At 39.3% G+C, this 15,827-nt stretch carries 20 protein-coding genes; all 20 read left to right on the top strand.

What is annotated here, in order from left to right:
• Positions 1–4: 4 nt before the first annotated feature.
• Positions 5–424 (top strand): flagellar export protein FliJ, encoded by a 420-nt coding sequence (gene fliJ / locus IHV12_RS13215; protein ID WP_197191156.1) that lies wholly within the window; start codon positions 5–7, stop codon positions 422–424.
• A gap of 14 nt (positions 425–438) precedes the next feature.
• Positions 439–1,005 carry a MotE family protein gene (locus IHV12_RS13210; protein WP_197191155.1) on the top strand — a complete coding sequence of 189 codons (567 nt, stop codon included), beginning with the start codon at positions 439–441 and terminating at the stop codon, positions 1,003–1,005.
• A gap of 25 nt (positions 1,006–1,030) precedes the next feature.
• Complete coding sequence (locus IHV12_RS13205) at positions 1,031–2,188, top strand: flagellar hook-length control protein FliK (protein WP_231620756.1); 1,158 nt, start codon at positions 1,031–1,033, stop codon at positions 2,186–2,188.
• Positions 2,189–2,194: 6 nt separating this feature from the next.
• Positions 2,195–2,647, top strand: coding sequence for a flagellar hook assembly protein FlgD (flgD, locus tag IHV12_RS13200; protein WP_197127723.1), 453 nt, complete (start codon positions 2,195–2,197; stop codon positions 2,645–2,647).
• A 12-nt stretch (positions 2,648–2,659) separates the two neighbouring features.
• Complete coding sequence (locus IHV12_RS13195; protein ID WP_197127724.1) at positions 2,660–3,034, top strand: TIGR02530 family flagellar biosynthesis protein; 375 nt, start codon at positions 2,660–2,662, stop codon at positions 3,032–3,034.
• Positions 3,035–3,117: 83 nt separating this feature from the next.
• Positions 3,118–4,023: a flagellar basal body rod protein FlgG gene (gene flgG, locus IHV12_RS13190; RefSeq protein ID WP_197191153.1), complete on the top strand. Its 906-nt coding sequence runs from the start codon at positions 3,118–3,120 to the stop codon at positions 4,021–4,023.
• Positions 4,024–4,071: 48 nt separating this feature from the next.
• On the top strand, positions 4,072–4,284 hold the full coding sequence (locus IHV12_RS13185) for a flagellar FlbD family protein (protein WP_197127726.1): 213 nt from the start codon (positions 4,072–4,074) through the stop codon (positions 4,282–4,284).
• Complete coding sequence (gene fliL, locus IHV12_RS13180; protein ID WP_197191152.1) at positions 4,285–4,713, top strand: flagellar basal body-associated protein FliL; 429 nt, start codon at positions 4,285–4,287, stop codon at positions 4,711–4,713.
• A 34-nt stretch (positions 4,714–4,747) separates the two neighbouring features.
• Complete coding sequence (gene fliM, locus IHV12_RS13175) at positions 4,748–5,740, top strand: flagellar motor switch protein FliM (RefSeq protein ID WP_137789658.1); 993 nt, start codon at positions 4,748–4,750, stop codon at positions 5,738–5,740.
• The gene (gene fliY, locus IHV12_RS13170; protein WP_197191151.1) at positions 5,734–6,870 is read left to right on the top strand and encodes a flagellar motor switch phosphatase FliY; all 1,137 of its coding nucleotides are present in this window, start codon (positions 5,734–5,736) and stop codon (positions 6,868–6,870) included. The genes fliM and fliY overlap by 7 nt, the downstream gene beginning before the upstream one ends.
• Before the next feature lie 18 nt (positions 6,871–6,888).
• The gene (locus IHV12_RS13165; protein ID WP_197127729.1) at positions 6,889–7,251 is read left to right on the top strand and encodes a response regulator; all 363 of its coding nucleotides are present in this window, start codon (positions 6,889–6,891) and stop codon (positions 7,249–7,251) included.
• 7 nt (positions 7,252–7,258) lie between these two features.
• Positions 7,259–7,921, top strand: a complete 663-nt coding sequence (locus IHV12_RS13160) for a flagellar biosynthetic protein FliO (protein WP_197191150.1) — start codon at positions 7,259–7,261, stop codon at positions 7,919–7,921.
• Complete coding sequence (gene fliP, locus IHV12_RS13155; RefSeq protein ID WP_137789655.1) at positions 7,914–8,594, top strand: flagellar type III secretion system pore protein FliP; 681 nt, start codon at positions 7,914–7,916, stop codon at positions 8,592–8,594. Before IHV12_RS13160 ends, fliP begins: the two co-directional genes overlap by 8 nt.
• Before the next feature lie 13 nt (positions 8,595–8,607).
• A complete protein-coding gene (gene fliQ, locus IHV12_RS13150) occupies positions 8,608–8,877 on the top strand; it encodes a flagellar biosynthesis protein FliQ (RefSeq protein WP_066393686.1) in 270 nt (89 codons plus the stop codon).
• Between the two features lie 4 nt (positions 8,878–8,881).
• Complete coding sequence (gene fliR / locus IHV12_RS13145) at positions 8,882–9,655, top strand: flagellar biosynthetic protein FliR (protein WP_197191149.1); 774 nt, start codon at positions 8,882–8,884, stop codon at positions 9,653–9,655.
• Positions 9,656–9,659: 4 nt separating this feature from the next.
• Positions 9,660–10,739, top strand: coding sequence for a flagellar biosynthesis protein FlhB (gene flhB / locus IHV12_RS13140; RefSeq protein WP_197128219.1), 1,080 nt, complete (start codon positions 9,660–9,662; stop codon positions 10,737–10,739).
• Between the two features lie 23 nt (positions 10,740–10,762).
• Positions 10,763–12,796 (top strand): flagellar biosynthesis protein FlhA, encoded by a 2,034-nt coding sequence (flhA, locus tag IHV12_RS13135; RefSeq protein WP_197191148.1) that lies wholly within the window; start codon positions 10,763–10,765, stop codon positions 12,794–12,796.
• On the top strand, positions 12,796–13,917 hold the full coding sequence (gene flhF / locus IHV12_RS13130; protein WP_197191147.1) for a flagellar biosynthesis protein FlhF: 1,122 nt from the start codon (positions 12,796–12,798) through the stop codon (positions 13,915–13,917). The genes flhA and flhF overlap by 1 nt, the downstream gene beginning before the upstream one ends.
• The gene (locus IHV12_RS13125) at positions 13,910–14,767 is read left to right on the top strand and encodes a MinD/ParA family protein (RefSeq protein WP_197191146.1); all 858 of its coding nucleotides are present in this window, start codon (positions 13,910–13,912) and stop codon (positions 14,765–14,767) included. The genes flhF and IHV12_RS13125 overlap by 8 nt, the downstream gene beginning before the upstream one ends.
• Positions 14,768–14,774: 7 nt before the next feature.
• Positions 14,775–15,821, top strand: a complete 1,047-nt coding sequence (locus tag IHV12_RS13120; RefSeq protein WP_197191145.1) for a protein-glutamate methylesterase/protein-glutamine glutaminase — start codon at positions 14,775–14,777, stop codon at positions 15,819–15,821.
• The last annotated feature ends 6 nt before the right edge of the window (positions 15,822–15,827 follow it).

Raw genomic sequence — 15,827 nt, 5'->3', positions numbered from 1 at the left:
TTCTATGGAAAAAGTTTTGTCTGTTAAACAAAAGGAGAAAGAATCGATTGAACAAGAATTAGGAGAAGCTGTACAAGCGTTCGAGAGCATCGCAGAAGAGATATACAGCCTCCTTAAGAGGAAAGAAGACATTGAGAACCAATCGAATTTTACCTTTCAGCAGAGAATCATAGTAAATGATCTTCAGAATACACAGCGTTTTCTTTTATCCATGACAAACAAGATCAAAGAATTACAGCCGTTATTACAAAGAGCAAGAGAAAGAATGCAAGTTATCCAGCAAAGGTTATTACAGCAGACGATTGAAGTGAAAAAATACGAAAAGCTAAAAGAAAGACAACTCAGCGCATATAAAGTGGAAGTTGCTTCTTATGAGAATAAGCAGAACGACGAATTTTCTGTATTGCGTTTTGCGAAGTCATAAAATCGGGTGATCAGATGAAACAGAACGAAAAATCCAACAGAATGGTTTGGTTTTTATTAGTAGTCTTCGTACCTTTCGTTTTTGCACTAACTGTATTCGGTATCGTTCTGTCGTTCATGGGAGTGGACGTATGGGAAGAGGCAAAGAACACGAGTAAAAACATGCCTATAATTAAAAATGTTTTTAGCGAAAAGTCCGAAGTAGCTGTAACAAACAATGGACAAGAGAAACAGTGGAAATCAAAGTTCGATGAGCAAGAAGATTACATCAAAATACTATCTGCTGATCTGCAAAAGAAAGAAAAAGAAGTCACGGATTTAAAAAGTAATATTGCACTATTAGAAAAGCAAGTAGAAGATGCAGAAACTAGTGTGAAAGAAGAAGAGAATGAACAATTAAAGAAATTATATGAAGCAATGTCAGCAAAAGATGCTGCGGCCGTAATGTCAGAGATGAACAACAATCAAATCATGGGCATCTTAATGCTTTTACAATCGGAAACACAAGCTGCGATTCTTGCCAAACTTGATGCAAAACGTGCAGCAGAGCTTACGGTACTCATGGCAAACAAGTCTCTATAAAAGGAGGTGTAAAAACGTGCAAATAATGATTTCGCAGCCAGCTGTTTCAGGAGCACAGACATCACAAATATCAGTTTCTTCGGAAAAAGGAAACAATATGGATTCTCTCTTTTCTCAATTGCTAGCATCTTCTGGCGCAGAGAGTGAACAGCTTCCTGAAGGTTTAGGAGATATGATCGCAAGTGTCTTAGGAAGCATTGAGGGGCTTGACTGGAATGCTGACCTACTGAATAACGAGACCGTTCAATCATTATTAAACGAACTGCCACCAGAAATGAAGGAAGTTATTGAAAACCTTCTTGAGAATGAGATCGATTTCTCACACCTTGCAGTAAACCCCACTCCTGAGATGAAACTAGCGATCTTATTGCAGGTTGCTTTTAACGAAGAGGCAGGTCCATTATCTCAAAAAGACCAAAAGCAAATGGCAGATATTATAGGACGATGGTTTCCAGGAGTGAAGCTAGATCAAAAAGATTCAATACCAAAACAAACAGAGCAGATCTTTGGAGAGATAAAAAAGCTTTTGAGTGACTCAACAAGTAATGATAAGAATGCTTTCATGAAAGTCTTTGAAACCTTATCAGCCGAGAAAAAGATAAAAAGCTTTGCAGATCATGCATTTCAACGGTTCGTCCCGACAAAATCGATCGAACCAAATGTTTCAGCTTCAAAGGAACTGCAAACCGTTCAAGCTCCACTTTCTCCTATAGAACAATGGACGTTGAAGGTTCCTGCTACAGGAGGAGAAGGACAAAAAGAACAATTTGTTCGTGAGGTTCAACAGATTATTTCAAGAGGAAAGCTGGTCGTTACAGAAACTGGATTTACGAAAATGCAGATTCGTTTAACACCTGAACATCTCGGTAACATCGAGATTCAGCTTATCCAAAAACATGGTGAGATCACTGCAAAGATCATCGCATCTAGTCAAGGTGCAAAGGATGCCCTAGATAGTCAACTCACACAATTGAAACAAGCTTTCACTAGTCAAGATATAGACTTTGAAAAGATTGATGTCTTTCTAAACGGAGACGAACAGTCCTTTGATTTCCGTGATCAAAGTAATCAAGAATTTGAAGATCAACAGCAAACAGATGAAAGTATGTCTGAGGAAGATATATCAGAACATCTATCATTTGATGAACAATTATCACAATTGGTATTAAACGAAAAGGTGTGATGAGTCATGACCAAGATCTCTGAAGATCTGATGCTTTCTAATTATCAAGCAAAAACAAAGCAAACAGGTTCAAACATTTTGGGAAAAGATGATTTTCTAAAGATATTAATTACACAGCTTCAAAACCAAGACCCAACAAGTCCGATGCAAGACCGAGAGTTTATCGCACAGATGGCAAGCTTTTCATCACTAGAACAGATGACAAACATGAACCAAACGATGCAGCAGTTCTTATCGTTTCAAACAGAATCTTCCTTGTTACAGCAAAGCGAGATGATCGGTAAACAAGTAACGTACGAAACCGAAACAGTAGATGAAGAAGGTAACAAAAAGATAGAGGAAAAAGAAGGTCTAGTTAAATCTGTGTTATTTGAAAAAGGATCTGTCATGTTGGAAATGAGTGATGGAACAAAGATCACAAGTTACCAAGTGATCAAAATATCTGATCAGGCAAAGTAAGGAGTGGATAACATGAGCGAACGTATACACGCTCATCAATTGTACCAGCCGATCCTTTACCCGAATCATCAACAGCAGAAAAAAGTAAATCGATCTTTTCAGTCAGTTCTTTATAAAGAGCTTGAAAACCAACTAACCGTTAGTAAACACGCTCAAAAAAGATTGCAAGATAGAAATATTACGATATCAGAAACAAGCTGGAACAAGATAAGTGAAAAGGTGATTGAAGCTGGGCAAAAAGGCATTAAAGACTCGTTGGTGATCATGAAGAATGTCACTCTTGTCGTAAATGCTCCGAATCAAACCGTAATCACAGCGTTAGATCGAAACGAAAGCACATCTCAGATCTTCACAAACATCAATGGTGCCATCGTCATAGACGAATAAACGAGCTGGACCTTTACAGGAGGCTCACAAAACTGCCGATTGACAGAGGCAGTCATTAAACCAAGTAAGGGAGATAAAAACAAATGTTACGTTCTATGTATTCAGGAATCAGCGGTATGAAAAATTTTCAGGTGAAGCTAGATGTAATCGGAAATAACATCGCAAACGTTAATACGTATGGCTTTAAGAAAGGCCGTACAACTTTTAAAGATCTTGTGAGTCAGCAGATTGCTGGGGCGAGTGCTCCGGGGACTGGTCGTGGAGGCGTAAATGCTAAGCAGGTTGGATTAGGATCACAGCTATCCTCAATTGATACTGTTCATACACAAGGGAGCTTGCAGAATACAAATAGACCTCTGGATTTAGGTATTTCTGGAGATGGATATTTTATTGTAGGCACTGGGGCTATAAATGGAGCACAGCCTAATGCATTTACAGGTACTCCAGAAATGAATTTTACAAGAGCAGGGAATTTTTATTTGGATCAACAAGGAAACTTAGTTAACTCAGACGGATTGTTCGTAATTGGCCAACCATCCACTGCACCTATAACGGTAGCTCCAAACCCTCCTACTAACTCAATAGATAATGGTAAGTTTGGTAAAATTGTTATTCCAACTAGTGCAAAAAGCTTTAGTGTTGGATCTGATGGTGTTGTAAGTTATATAGACGGTACAACCGGTGCATTACTCAAGGCAGGCCAGATAATGATAGCGAAATTTCCAAATAACGAAGGACTTGAAAAAGTTGGCGGAAATTTATTTAAAAGTTCTGCTAACTCAGGAGATTTAAAGGTTGCCGCAGATATGTTTGTTCCTAGTTCCGGGGGAGCAGGTAGCCTAGTTGCAGGAACTCTCGAAATGTCCAACGTAGATTTATCTGAAGAGTTCACTGAGATGATTGTTGCACAACGTGGGTTTCAAGCGAATACAAGAATCATTACAACATCTGATGAGATCCTTCAGGAGCTTGTGAACTTAAAACGTTAACGTGAAGGGAGGCAGGGGTGAGCAGGAAAAGGCTTAGCTCCGAAACTCATGATTTCTTTAACTCAGTTAAACGGGAATACGTTTACGCTGAATGCGATCTATATTGAACAGATCCAATCGTTTCCCGATACGACGATCACTTTAACAACAGGCAAAAAGTATGTTGTTAAAGAAAGTGAAGAACAGGTTGCTCAATTGATATCAACTTTTTATAGAAATATTAATTTGCTGCCACTAAGTCAGAAAAAGGAGGGTCTGTAGTTGGGAAAAAATAAAGCGGTAACGATCATGCTCTCTATGCTCGTAGCAATCGGTTTAATCGGTGCAGCAGGATATTACGGGTTTAAGCAGTTCTCACCTAAGACCGAAGCTTCAGAACCTACAGCAGAAGAGCTGGACAAGCTGATGGTCGAAACCAATGAAATGACAACCAATCTTGCAGATCAGTCTTATGTGAAGATTCAGTTCAAGATTCAAGCGGATAATGAAGATGCGAAACACGAACTAGAAAAAAGATTGTTTCAAGTGAACAATCTTATCATCTATGAGATCTCGAACAAGAAAACAGAAGAACTATCTGGGCAACAAGGATTGATCTCTCTTGAAGACAAGTTGAAAACAGAGATTAATAAGGTTATGCAAGATGGGAAAGTAGTCAGAGTCTACACAACTCAAAAGATCATACAATAATTCACTAAAAACGGCATGAAAAGAGGTGAGACTCTTGGTTGATGTTTTGTCACAAAACGAAATAGATGCTCTTCTCTCCGCCCTTTCCACAGGAGAGATGGATGCAGAAGAGCTTAAAAAGGAAGAGTCAGAGAATAAGGTTAAAGTTTACGATTTTAAAAGAGCCCTTCGTTTTTCGAAAGAGCAGATCCGCAGTTTAACTAGATTGCATGAGAACTTTGCAAGACTCTTAACGACTTATTTTTCGGCACAGCTTAGAACGTACGTCCAGATAGGGGTAGCGTCTGTTGATCAGCTACCATATGAGGAATTTATTCGTTCTGTTCCGAAGATGACTTTATTGAATGTGTTTGAAGCACATCCGTTTGAAGGGCGCATCTTAATGGAAGTAAATCCGAATATCGCATATGCCATGCTTGATAGAGTGATGGGCGGCAGCGGGGCAGGGATGAATAAGATCGAGAATTTAACTGAGATTGAGACACGAATCATGAATCAGTTATTTGAAAACACACTTGATAGTTTTAAAGAGGCTTGGACAAGTGTGATCGAACTGGAGCCGTTCATGCTCGATTTGGAAGTAAATCCACAATTTTTACAGATGGTTTCTCCGAACGAAACGGTTGTCGTCATCTCGTTAAACACGACGATTGGCGAAACGAGCGGAATGATTAATATTTGCCTTCCGCATGTTGTCATAGAGCCGATCATACCAAAGCTATCTGTTCATCATTGGATGCAGAATAAAAAGAAGACAAGAATTCCGGGAGAAACTGAATTTATTGAACAAAAGATAAAGAACGCCTTTTTGCCATTTAAGGTTGAGCTAGGATCTTCAGACATGTCGATAGAAGAGTTTCTGAACTTATCTATCGGTGACTGTATTGAACTTGATCAAAGGATCAACCAACCGCTCGTGATCAAAGTTGAGAACAATCCGAAGTTCTACGGTCAACCTGGAAAAGTGAAGAAAAAGCTAGCCGTTCAAATTATCGAAACCATTAAGGAGGATGAGGATCAATGGTAAGTGGAGATATGCTTTCACAAGACGAAATTGATGCTTTGTTGAATGGTGGAAGTCCTTCCTCGTCCGGAGCGACAGAAACCGAAGAATACCTATCATCGATTGAACGAGATGCGTTAGGTGAGATCGGAAACATCTCATTTGGAAGTGCTGCAACAGCACTATCCACCCTGTTAAATCAAAAGGTAGATATTACGACGCCACAAGTAACAGTCGTAAAACGCACTGAGTTAAAAGATGAGTTTCCGATTCCACATGTTGCGGTTCAAGTTACATACACAGAAGGCATCGAAGGAGCAAACTTGTTAGTGATCCGTAAGACAGATGCACAGATCATTGCAGATTTGATGCTTGGTGGTGAAGGCACGAATCCTTCTCCGGATTTTGGAGAGCTCCAATTAAGTGCTGTCGGTGAAGCGATGAATCAGATGATGGGATCCGCTTCAACGTCGATGTCTACGATCTTTAATAAAAAAGTAGACATCTCTCCTCCAAAGATTGATTTTCTGGATGTTGAATCAAACACAAGTTTGATTCCTGATGAAGAGATTTTAGTAAAAGTTTCATTCCGACTTAAAGTGGGTGAACTGATTGATTCGAATATCATGCAGCTGATCGATGCTGAGTTTTCAAAGGACCTTGTACATAAGTTGATGAATCCTGAACCAGTTGTTGAAAAAGAGCCGGTTGCTGATTATGTACCTCATGAAGAAGTGGCTCCGCCATCTCCACCGGCAGATCATTATCAAGAGCGAGTTCATCATGAATTAAGAAACGATCCGCAGCCTACTTATCAATCACAGATGAGAGACGTCTCCATTCAGCCGGCAAGCTTTTCAGACTTTGGGGAGTATGAGACGAATCAAAGAGATACGAAGAATTTAGATATGCTGTTAGACATTCCGCTACAAGTAACAGTAGAGCTTGGAAGAACGAAAAAAACGATTAAAGATATTTTGGAAATGTCTCAAGGTTCGATCGTAGAGCTCGATAAACTAGCTGGTGAACCAGTTGATATCTTTGTTAATCAAAAGATGATCGCAAAAGGCGAGGTTGTAGTTATCGATGAGAACTTCGGAGTTCGTGTAACTGAAATTTTAAGCCAGCGTGATCGTCTTGAAAAATTGAAATAATTATCGGAGGTAAGTGAAATGGGAGAACGTATTTTAGTTGTTGATGATGCAGCATTTATGAGAATGATGATCAAGGATATTTTAGTTAAGAATGGATTTGATGTTGTAGGTGAAGCGGCAGATGGTGCGCAGGCGATAGAGAAATTCCAAGAGTTAAAACCAGACTTAGTTACGATGGATATTACGATGCCTGAAATGGACGGTATATCAGCCTTGAAAGAGATCAAGAAAACAAACCCTGATGCAAAAATTATCATGTGTTCAGCGATGGGACAGCAAGCGATGGTAATCGATGCGATTCAAGCTGGGGCAAAAGATTTTATCGTTAAGCCGTTTGCAGCTGACCGTGTAATTGAAGCTATCAAGAAAACTTTAGGATAAACCTTTCATGTATCGATGGTTAATTAGTTTTTTTGCAGCAGTTTGTCTTTCGCTTGTACCAATTAGTGTACAAGCGGAAGGCAGCAGTTCAGGGAAAAGTGTTTATGACACTATAAATAGTTCGGATCAAAAGGGCGAGAAGGAAAAGTCACCAGCAACTAGTAGCCCTGTCAGTTCTAAGAGCGAAAGCACATTTATGATGCTTGTCAAGCTCGTGTTTATGCTTGGTATCGTTCTAGCGATCTTATTCTTTGTCTTACGATTTATTCAAAGAAAATCTGTCAGTTTTCAAGACGGGAAAAACCTTCAGTCTTTAGGGGGAATCGGAATTGGACAGAACCGTTCTGTACAACTGATCAAAACGGGTAATTCTGTCTTGGTAGTAGGTGTTGGTGATTCGGTAACACTGCTAAAAGAGATTACAGATGAAGTTGAAGTTCAGATGATGCTCGATCAGCGTCCGTCTCAAAATGTTTCAGCGATGACAAATCAATTGAAATTAAAGTGGATGAAAAGCAGAAACGAAGAATCAAGTAAGCCTGCAAATGAAACAGGGACAAAAGATCAGACCCAAACGTTTAAGAATATGCTTCAATCGATCGTTCAAGATAAGAAGAATCAGCAAAAAGATCTTCAGAGAGTACTTGAGAAAGGGAAACATCATGAATGAATTTATTCCTGGATTAGACTTGGATTTTATAAATAATAGCGATCCAGCGAACATGGAAACTACCATTCAGCTGTTGCTGCTCTTAACGGTCCTTTCGCTTGCTCCAAGTATATTAATACTTATGACTTGTTTTACGAGGATCATTATCGTTCTGTCATTTGTTAGAACTTCACTGGCAACGCAGCAGATGCCACCTAACCAAGTTCTGATTGGGATTGCTTTGTTCTTAACTTTTTTTATCATGGCGCCAGTGATGCATGAAGTAAACAAAGAGGCGGTTCAGCCGTTAGTAAAAGGTGAGATTTCTCAGGAGGAAGCCTTTGATAAAGGAAGTCTTCCCATCAAAGAGTTTATGGCTAAGCATACACGACAAAAAGATCTTATGCTGTTTATGGAATATTCAGGTGCTAAGAAACCGGAAAGTATTAAAGATATTCCTTTAACGACTCTTGTTCCAGCGTTTGCGATTAGTGAATTAAAGACAGCTTTTCAGATTGGATTCATGATTTTTGTACCTTTTTTGATCATTGATATGGTCGTTGCGTCTATTTTAATGGCTATGGGGATGATGATGCTGCCACCCGTGATGATATCACTGCCATTTAAGATCTTATTATTCGTACTGGTTGATGGCTGGTACCTCATCGTTAAATCATTGCTATTAAGCTATTAAGGCAGGTGTAAACATGGATTCTCAATTTGTAATTTCTTTAGCTGAAAAAGGGGTATACATGACCTTGCTTTTGTGCGGTCCGCTTATGCTATTAGCCCTGATTGTAGGTTTGATCGTCAGTATTTTTCAAGCAACAACACAGATTCAGGAACAAACACTCGCATTTATACCAAAGATTGTTGCCGTTTTAGTAGGACTCGTGTTTTTCGGACCTTGGATGCTTTCACAAATATTAGGTTTCACATCAAATATCTTTCAAAATTTACACACTTATATAGGATGATAAAATGGTAGATTTAGTTGCTTTCCCTGCTTTTTTATTAATCCTAACTAGAGTATCGGCATTTTTCTTAACAATTCCTGTGTTTTCCAATAAAAATTTACCTGTTATGCATAAAATCGGATTATCCCTATTTTTATCGTGGATCATGTTGTACGCGATTGACCCAAAACCGATTCCGTTAGATGGTTCATTTTTTCTGTTAATCATTAAAGAAGCGATGGTAGGACTATCCATCGGATTTATTGCAGCGATTGTTTTCTACGCGATTCAAGTAGCTGGTGGATTTATTGATCTTCAGATGGGTTTTGCGATAGCGAACGTGTTTGATCCGCAGACAGGCATTCAGACTCCTTTGATGGGTAGATATCTGTATACGTTTGCGATTCTTTTCTTGTTAGCTACCGATGCTCATCACATGTTACTCGATGGAATCTTTTATAGTTACCAATTTTTACCGATTGATTCAACCATATCTAATTTTGGAGATGGCGGGATTACGAGATTTGTAATAAGTGTGTTCTCAGGTATGTTCTTAGTTGCTCTGCAGATGGCGATTCCGATCGTAGGCACGTTGTTTCTAGCAGATCTAGCACTTGGGATCGTAGCAAGAACCGTTCCTCAGATGAACATTTTTGTTATCGGCCTACCAGTGAAAATATTAATTGCTCTTGTGTTGTTTTTAGTAGTAATGCCCGCATTCTTCGTATCTGTTCAGATGCTAGTCGATCAGATGCGTGACAGCATGATTAACTTAATGGAATTGTTGGGAGCGGCTTAAGTTGATGAGATATCCAATTACTTTACAATACTTTTCAGGAGAAAAAACAGAAAAAGCAACACCGAAAAAAAGGCAGGAGAGCAGGAAAAAAGGTCAAGTAGCCAAAAGTGCTGACATCAACGCTGCACTTGTACTGTTTGCATCCGTTATGTTTCTTTCCTTTATGGGAAGCTGGATGGGTCAGAGGTTGCTTCATCTCTTCGCATATAGTTTAGATAAGAAACTTCTCTATAACGTAACTGAATCGAGTATTCCTAAACTATTTTGGGAGCTTTCGCTTGAAGTCGCGATCATCATAGCTCCCGTAATGATTGCGGCTATGATAGCCGGAGTCTTAGGAAACTATTTGCAAGTTGGGTTTTTGTTATCAACAGAAGCGATTCAGATGAAACTCGAACGAATCAATCCTTTATCTGGATTTAAGAGGATCTACTCGGTGCGTGCATTAGTAGAGCTATCAAAATCAATACTTAAAATTCTGCTTATCGGTGGAGTGACATTTTTTATCCTTTGGAGTGAACGTGATATCTATTTAAGAATGAGCCTAGTGAGTATTGAATCTTCACTTCCTGTCTTTGGAGGACTTGCTGTCAAGATGGGTTTTGCAGCTTCACTCGTTTTACTTTTTCTTGCGTTTCTTGACTATATGTACCAAAAATACGATTTTGAAAAAAATATTAGGATGTCGAAACAAGATATCAAAGATGAATACAAAAAATCTGAAGGTGATCCAAAGATTAAAGGGAAGATCAAGGAAAAACAAAGGCAGATGGCTATGAGGCGAATGATGCAAGAAGTGCCTAAAGCAGATGTGATCATCACAAATCCTACACACTATGCGATCTGCTTAAAGTATGACGATAACAACATGGATGCTCCCGTTGTTGTGGCAAAGGGAGTGGATCTTATCGCTCAACGCATCAAAGAAATCGCAAAAGAGCATAACGTAGCGGTTGTAGAAAACAAGCCTCTAGCAAGAACGCTGTACGCCCGCGTTGAGATCGGGCATGTGATTCCTGAAGATCTTTTTAAAGCAGTAGCTGAAATTTTAGCCTTTGTATACCGTGTAAAGAAAAAAGCGTAAGGAATGAATAGGAGAGTTAACAGATGAAAGCTAGAGACATGAGTGTTTTAGCGGGCGTTATTCTCATTATCGCCATGCTCGTCATACCAATGCCAACGTTTATGTTGGACTTCTTAATCATAACAAATATATCTCTGGCACTTTTAATCATATTGATTGCCATGAATACAACACAGCCTCTCCAATTTTCTATATTTCCGTCATTGTTATTGTTAGTGACGCTTTTCAGACTTGGGCTAAACGTTTCGACAACGAGGAGTATCCTTTCAACCGGAGATGCAGGAAACGTTGTACATACTTTCGGTGAATTTGTAGTTGGTGGAAATATTCTTGTTGGTATCGTTGTATTTTTCATTCTAATCATCATTCAATTTATCGTAATTACGAAAGGATCTGAACGTGTATCAGAAGTAGCTGCAAGATTTACGCTTGATGCGATGCCTGGTAAGCAGATGAGTATCGATGCAGACTTAAACGCTGGCATGATTTCAGATCGGGAAGCGAAAGAAAGACGTGAAACGATTGAACGCGAAGCAGATTTTTATGGAGCGATGGATGGTGCGAGTAAATTTGTAAAAGGTGATGCTATAGCAGGTATAATCATCGTTTTGATCAATATGTTGTTCGGAATCATCATCGGAATGCTTCAGATGGGCCTTAGCTTTGGTGAGAGTGCAGAATTGTTTACAAGAATGACGGTTGGTGATGGATTAGTATCTCAGATCCCTGCGCTGATCATTTCAACAGCGACAGGAATTATTGTTACTCGTGCGGCCTCAGAAGGAAATTTAGGGTTTGATATCAGTAAACAATTGCTTGCATATCCTATCATGCTTTTTGTTGCTGGCGGCACCATCATCATGCTTGGCTTGTTCACACCGATCAATGACTTTTTCACGATTACGATCGGAGGAATTTTAGCAATCGGTGGTTATCTTCTATTAAAAGCAGAACGTGAGCAAAAAGAAAAAGAAGAAGTGGTGGAAGAGGATATTCAGACAGAACAGCTGAAAAGCCCTGAATCTGTTGTGAACCTTCTACAGATCGACCCGATCGAATTTGAATTCGGCTACAGTCTTATTCCATTAGCAGACACTTCGCAAGGCGGTGACCTGTTGGATAGGATCGTTATGATCAGAAGGCAGCTTGCATTAGAACTTGGAATGATCGTACCGGTCGTTCGAATTCGTGACAACATTCAGCTTCAGCCGAATGAATACAGGATCAAAATAAAAGGCAGCCAAGTCGCAAAAGGTGAGCTGCTGTTGGATCATTATTTAGCGATGAGCCCAGGTATAGACGATGAAGAGGTGCAAGGTATCGAAACGATGGAACCAGCTTTTGGTCTACCAGCTATTTGGATCGGTGAAGAGATGAAAGAGCGAGCTGAATACTCAGGATATACAGTCGTAGATCCGCCGTCAGTCGTCTCGACGCATTTAACAGAAGTGATCAAGAAGCACGCACACGAATTGATTGGCAGACAAGAAACGAAACAACTTGTAGATCACTTAAAAGAATCGTATCCAGCGATCGTGGAAGAGGTAACTCCAGATGCTCTTACCATCGGAGAGGTTCAAAAAGTGTTATCAAAACTTTTACGAGAACGAATCTCAATTCGAAACTTAGCGGTAATTTTTGAAACGTTAGCTGATTTTGCAAAAATGACAAAAGATACAGATCTATTAACAGAGTATGTAAGACAAGGCTTATCCAGACAGATCTCAAAAAGCTATAGTAATGAAAATGAGCCTCTGCATGTTATCACACTTGGCGGCTCGGTGGAAAAGAAGATAGCTGATGCAGTTCAGCAAACCGAACATGGGAATTATCTGTCTTTAGATCCGCAAGACTCTCAAGTGATCTTTAACAGCATTACTACTGAGCTTGAATCTGGGCGAAGTTTTGACCAATCTGTTGTTCTCTTATGTTCACCGGCTGTAAGAATGTATGTAAGACAACTCATTGAACGTTATCTTCCTGATGTCGCGGTTTTATCATACAACGAATTGGAACCTGAGCTCGAAGTGAAAAGTGTAGGGGTGGTGAACATCTGATGAAAGTGAAGAAATATACAGCGCAGAACTTGCCAGAAGCTATGAAATTAGTTAGAGCGGATCTGGGCAGTGGTGCAGTCATTTTAAATACAAGAGAGGTTCAAGTTGGTGGCTTCTTCGGATTTTTCACAAAGAAGAATGTTGAAATTTTCGCTGGATTGGATCAAGACGTAGATTATCATCCAACAAAGAACACTAACAAGAATAATGTGAAAGAACAGCAAGCTGTGTTCCAGGACGAGGAGTTGACAAAGGAAATTCGTCAGCTGAAGAAGATGGTTCACTCTTTGACCGTACAATCAAAATCTGCAGAAGATGCAGCTCCATTCATTAAAGAATGGGAAACTTTTCTTTTAAGTCAAGAAGTAGACTTAACGATAATCGAAGAACTCATCCCTTCTTTATCAAATAAATACGAAAGTCTCGATGAAATGGAGCGAGACAGCTATGACTGGAATACATGGATCAGCAGCTACTTAAGCGCAAGAATGGCTAAAAGCGAATTTGGCGGCTTTCATTATGAAACAAAATTCTTAAACTTAATCGGACCTACCGGTGTTGGTAAAACAACAACCATAGCGAAGATTGGAGCAAAAGCGGTTTTAAAAGACGGAAAAAAAGTGGCGTTTATTACGACTGATACGTATCGTATTGCAGCTATCGACCAACTAAAAACGTACGCTGAGATATTAAACATACCATGTGAAGTCGCTTATACTGCTGATGATTTTAAGAAGGCTAAGGAAAAGTTTGAAGATTATGATCTAGTCCTCGTAGATTCGGCAGGCAGAAACTTCTTAAATCGTTTTTACATCGAAGAATTGCAACGTATCATTCATTTTGATAAAGATATGAAAAACTATCTCGTTCTTTCTTTAACTTCAAAATACCGGGATATGGAGACGATTTATAGTCAGTTTAAGAGTCTGCCGGTTCATAAGGTGATATTTACGAAGAAAGATGAAACGACGACGTACGGTTCATTATTGAATCTTGCAATCTTAAACAGTGTACCGATCGGATATGTTACGAATGGCCAGAACGTACCTGATGACATGTTTGAGGCTGACGCGGATGAACTTGTTCAGGCTCTAGTAAAGGAAAAGCTACTTCATGCTTGATCAAGCGATAAGTCTTCGTAAACAATTAGTCTCTGCCTCATCAAACAGTGCAAGAGTTATCTCTGTAGTCAGTGGTAAAGGTGGAGTGGGTAAAACGAACGTCACGGTGAATCTTGCTCTTTCATTGGTTGAAATGAAAAAACGTGTGTTAGTACTAGATCTTGATATAGGTATGGGAAATGTAGATTTGATTCTAGGCAGAAGATCTGACAAGCATATGATGGATATGCTGCAGAATCAATTATCCGTATGGGAGATCATCGAAGAGGGTAAAGACGGACTTCATACGATTGCCGGCGGAAGGAATTTCGGTTCGCTTACAAGAATAACGGATGACATGTTGGTACACTTTATGAAGCAACTGGAAGAATTAGAGAGGTTTTATGACTATATTTTTTTAGACATGGGTGCAGGTGCAACAGAAACAGCTTTAAAATTTGTACTTTCCAGTCATGAGATATTGGTGATAGCTACACCTGAGATCACCTCACTAACAGATGCATATTCTATGATGAAATTCATTTATATGAAAGATAAGGACCTGCCCTTTTATTTGGTCATCAATCGATATGAAAATGTGAGAGAAGGAAAAGAAACGGTTGAAAAGTTAAGTCATGTTTGTAAACAGTTTTTGAAAAAAGAGCTGATCTGTTTAGGTAAGATACCGATGGATCAGGATGTATTACATGCTGTGAAAAAACAGATTCCCTTTTCTATTCATAAACCTTCATCAATAGCATCCAGAGCTGTATATCAGCTAGCGGAAACCTATGTTGGTACAGTAAAACAGCAAGAAGTATCTTATAAGTCTTTCATCGGTAAGCTAAAGTCATTTTTCAGAGAAAGGTAGATGCTGCATGAAACAGATCAGAGTGCTAATTGTGGATGATTCTGCCTTTATGAGGAAGCTGATCAAAGAGTTCTTAAGCGAAGATCCTAGAATTTTGGTGATCGATACAGCAAGAAATGGACAAGAAGCAGTTGAAAAAACACTAAAAATAAAACCAGACGTGATAACGATGGATGTTGAGATGCCCATTTTAAATGGGATCGACGCAGCAAGAACCATTATGAAGAGTTTTCCTGTTCCAATCATCATGTTATCTAGCACAACAAAAGTCGGTGCAGAAAATACAATTCTAGCTATGGAAGCAGGAGCTATTGATTTTATCGCTAAGCCATCAGGAGCAATATCCTTAGATTTACATAAGGTAAAGACTAGTTTGATAGAAAAAGTGATCGCTTCCTCTAAAGCGAATATTGTAACAAAAAAAACACTGTCGCCTTATACATTTGAAAACAAAGTGCCTAAAAGATCAAACAGAATTGATCATAGAGAGAAGCTAGTCTTAATAGGTACATCTACAGGCGGCCCAAGAGCTTTACAACAAGTGATTACTAAGCTACCTATAGACCTGGATGCACCTGTTGTTGTCGTTCAACATATGCCAGCAGGATTTACGAAATCATTAGCAGATCGATTGAATTCACTATCAGACATCTCTGTAAAAGAGGCTGAGCATCATGAACGGCTACAAAAAGGTCATGTTTACATCGCACCCGGCGGTTTTCATGTTCGACTATACGAAAAAATGGGACGGTTATATGTTTCGTTAGATAGTGATGCTCCAGTAGGAGGTCATCGACCAGCGGTTAATGTACTTTTCAGTTCAGCCTGCAAGCTTAAAAACTATCAAAAGGTCGTTGTCATAATGACTGGAATGGGCTCCGACGGTACAAATGGAATCGTAGACTTAAAAGAAGCTGGTTCAACCGTAGTTATTGCGGAAGCTGAAGAATCTTGCATCGTTTATGGAATGCCAAAAGCCGCGGTTCTCACTAAAAAAGTAGATGAAGTTGTTCATTTAGAGTCAATTGGATTAGCTATTCAGAACCATTTGTAAATTAGG

It is taken from the genome of Fictibacillus sp. 7GRE50, assembly GCF_015903875.1.
GTDB classification, from domain to species: Bacteria; Bacillota; Bacilli; order Bacillales; family Fictibacillaceae; genus Fictibacillus; species Fictibacillus phosphorivorans.
Note: the sequence above shows the minus strand (reverse complement) of the source record. Positions and strands in the feature narration are given on the sequence as shown.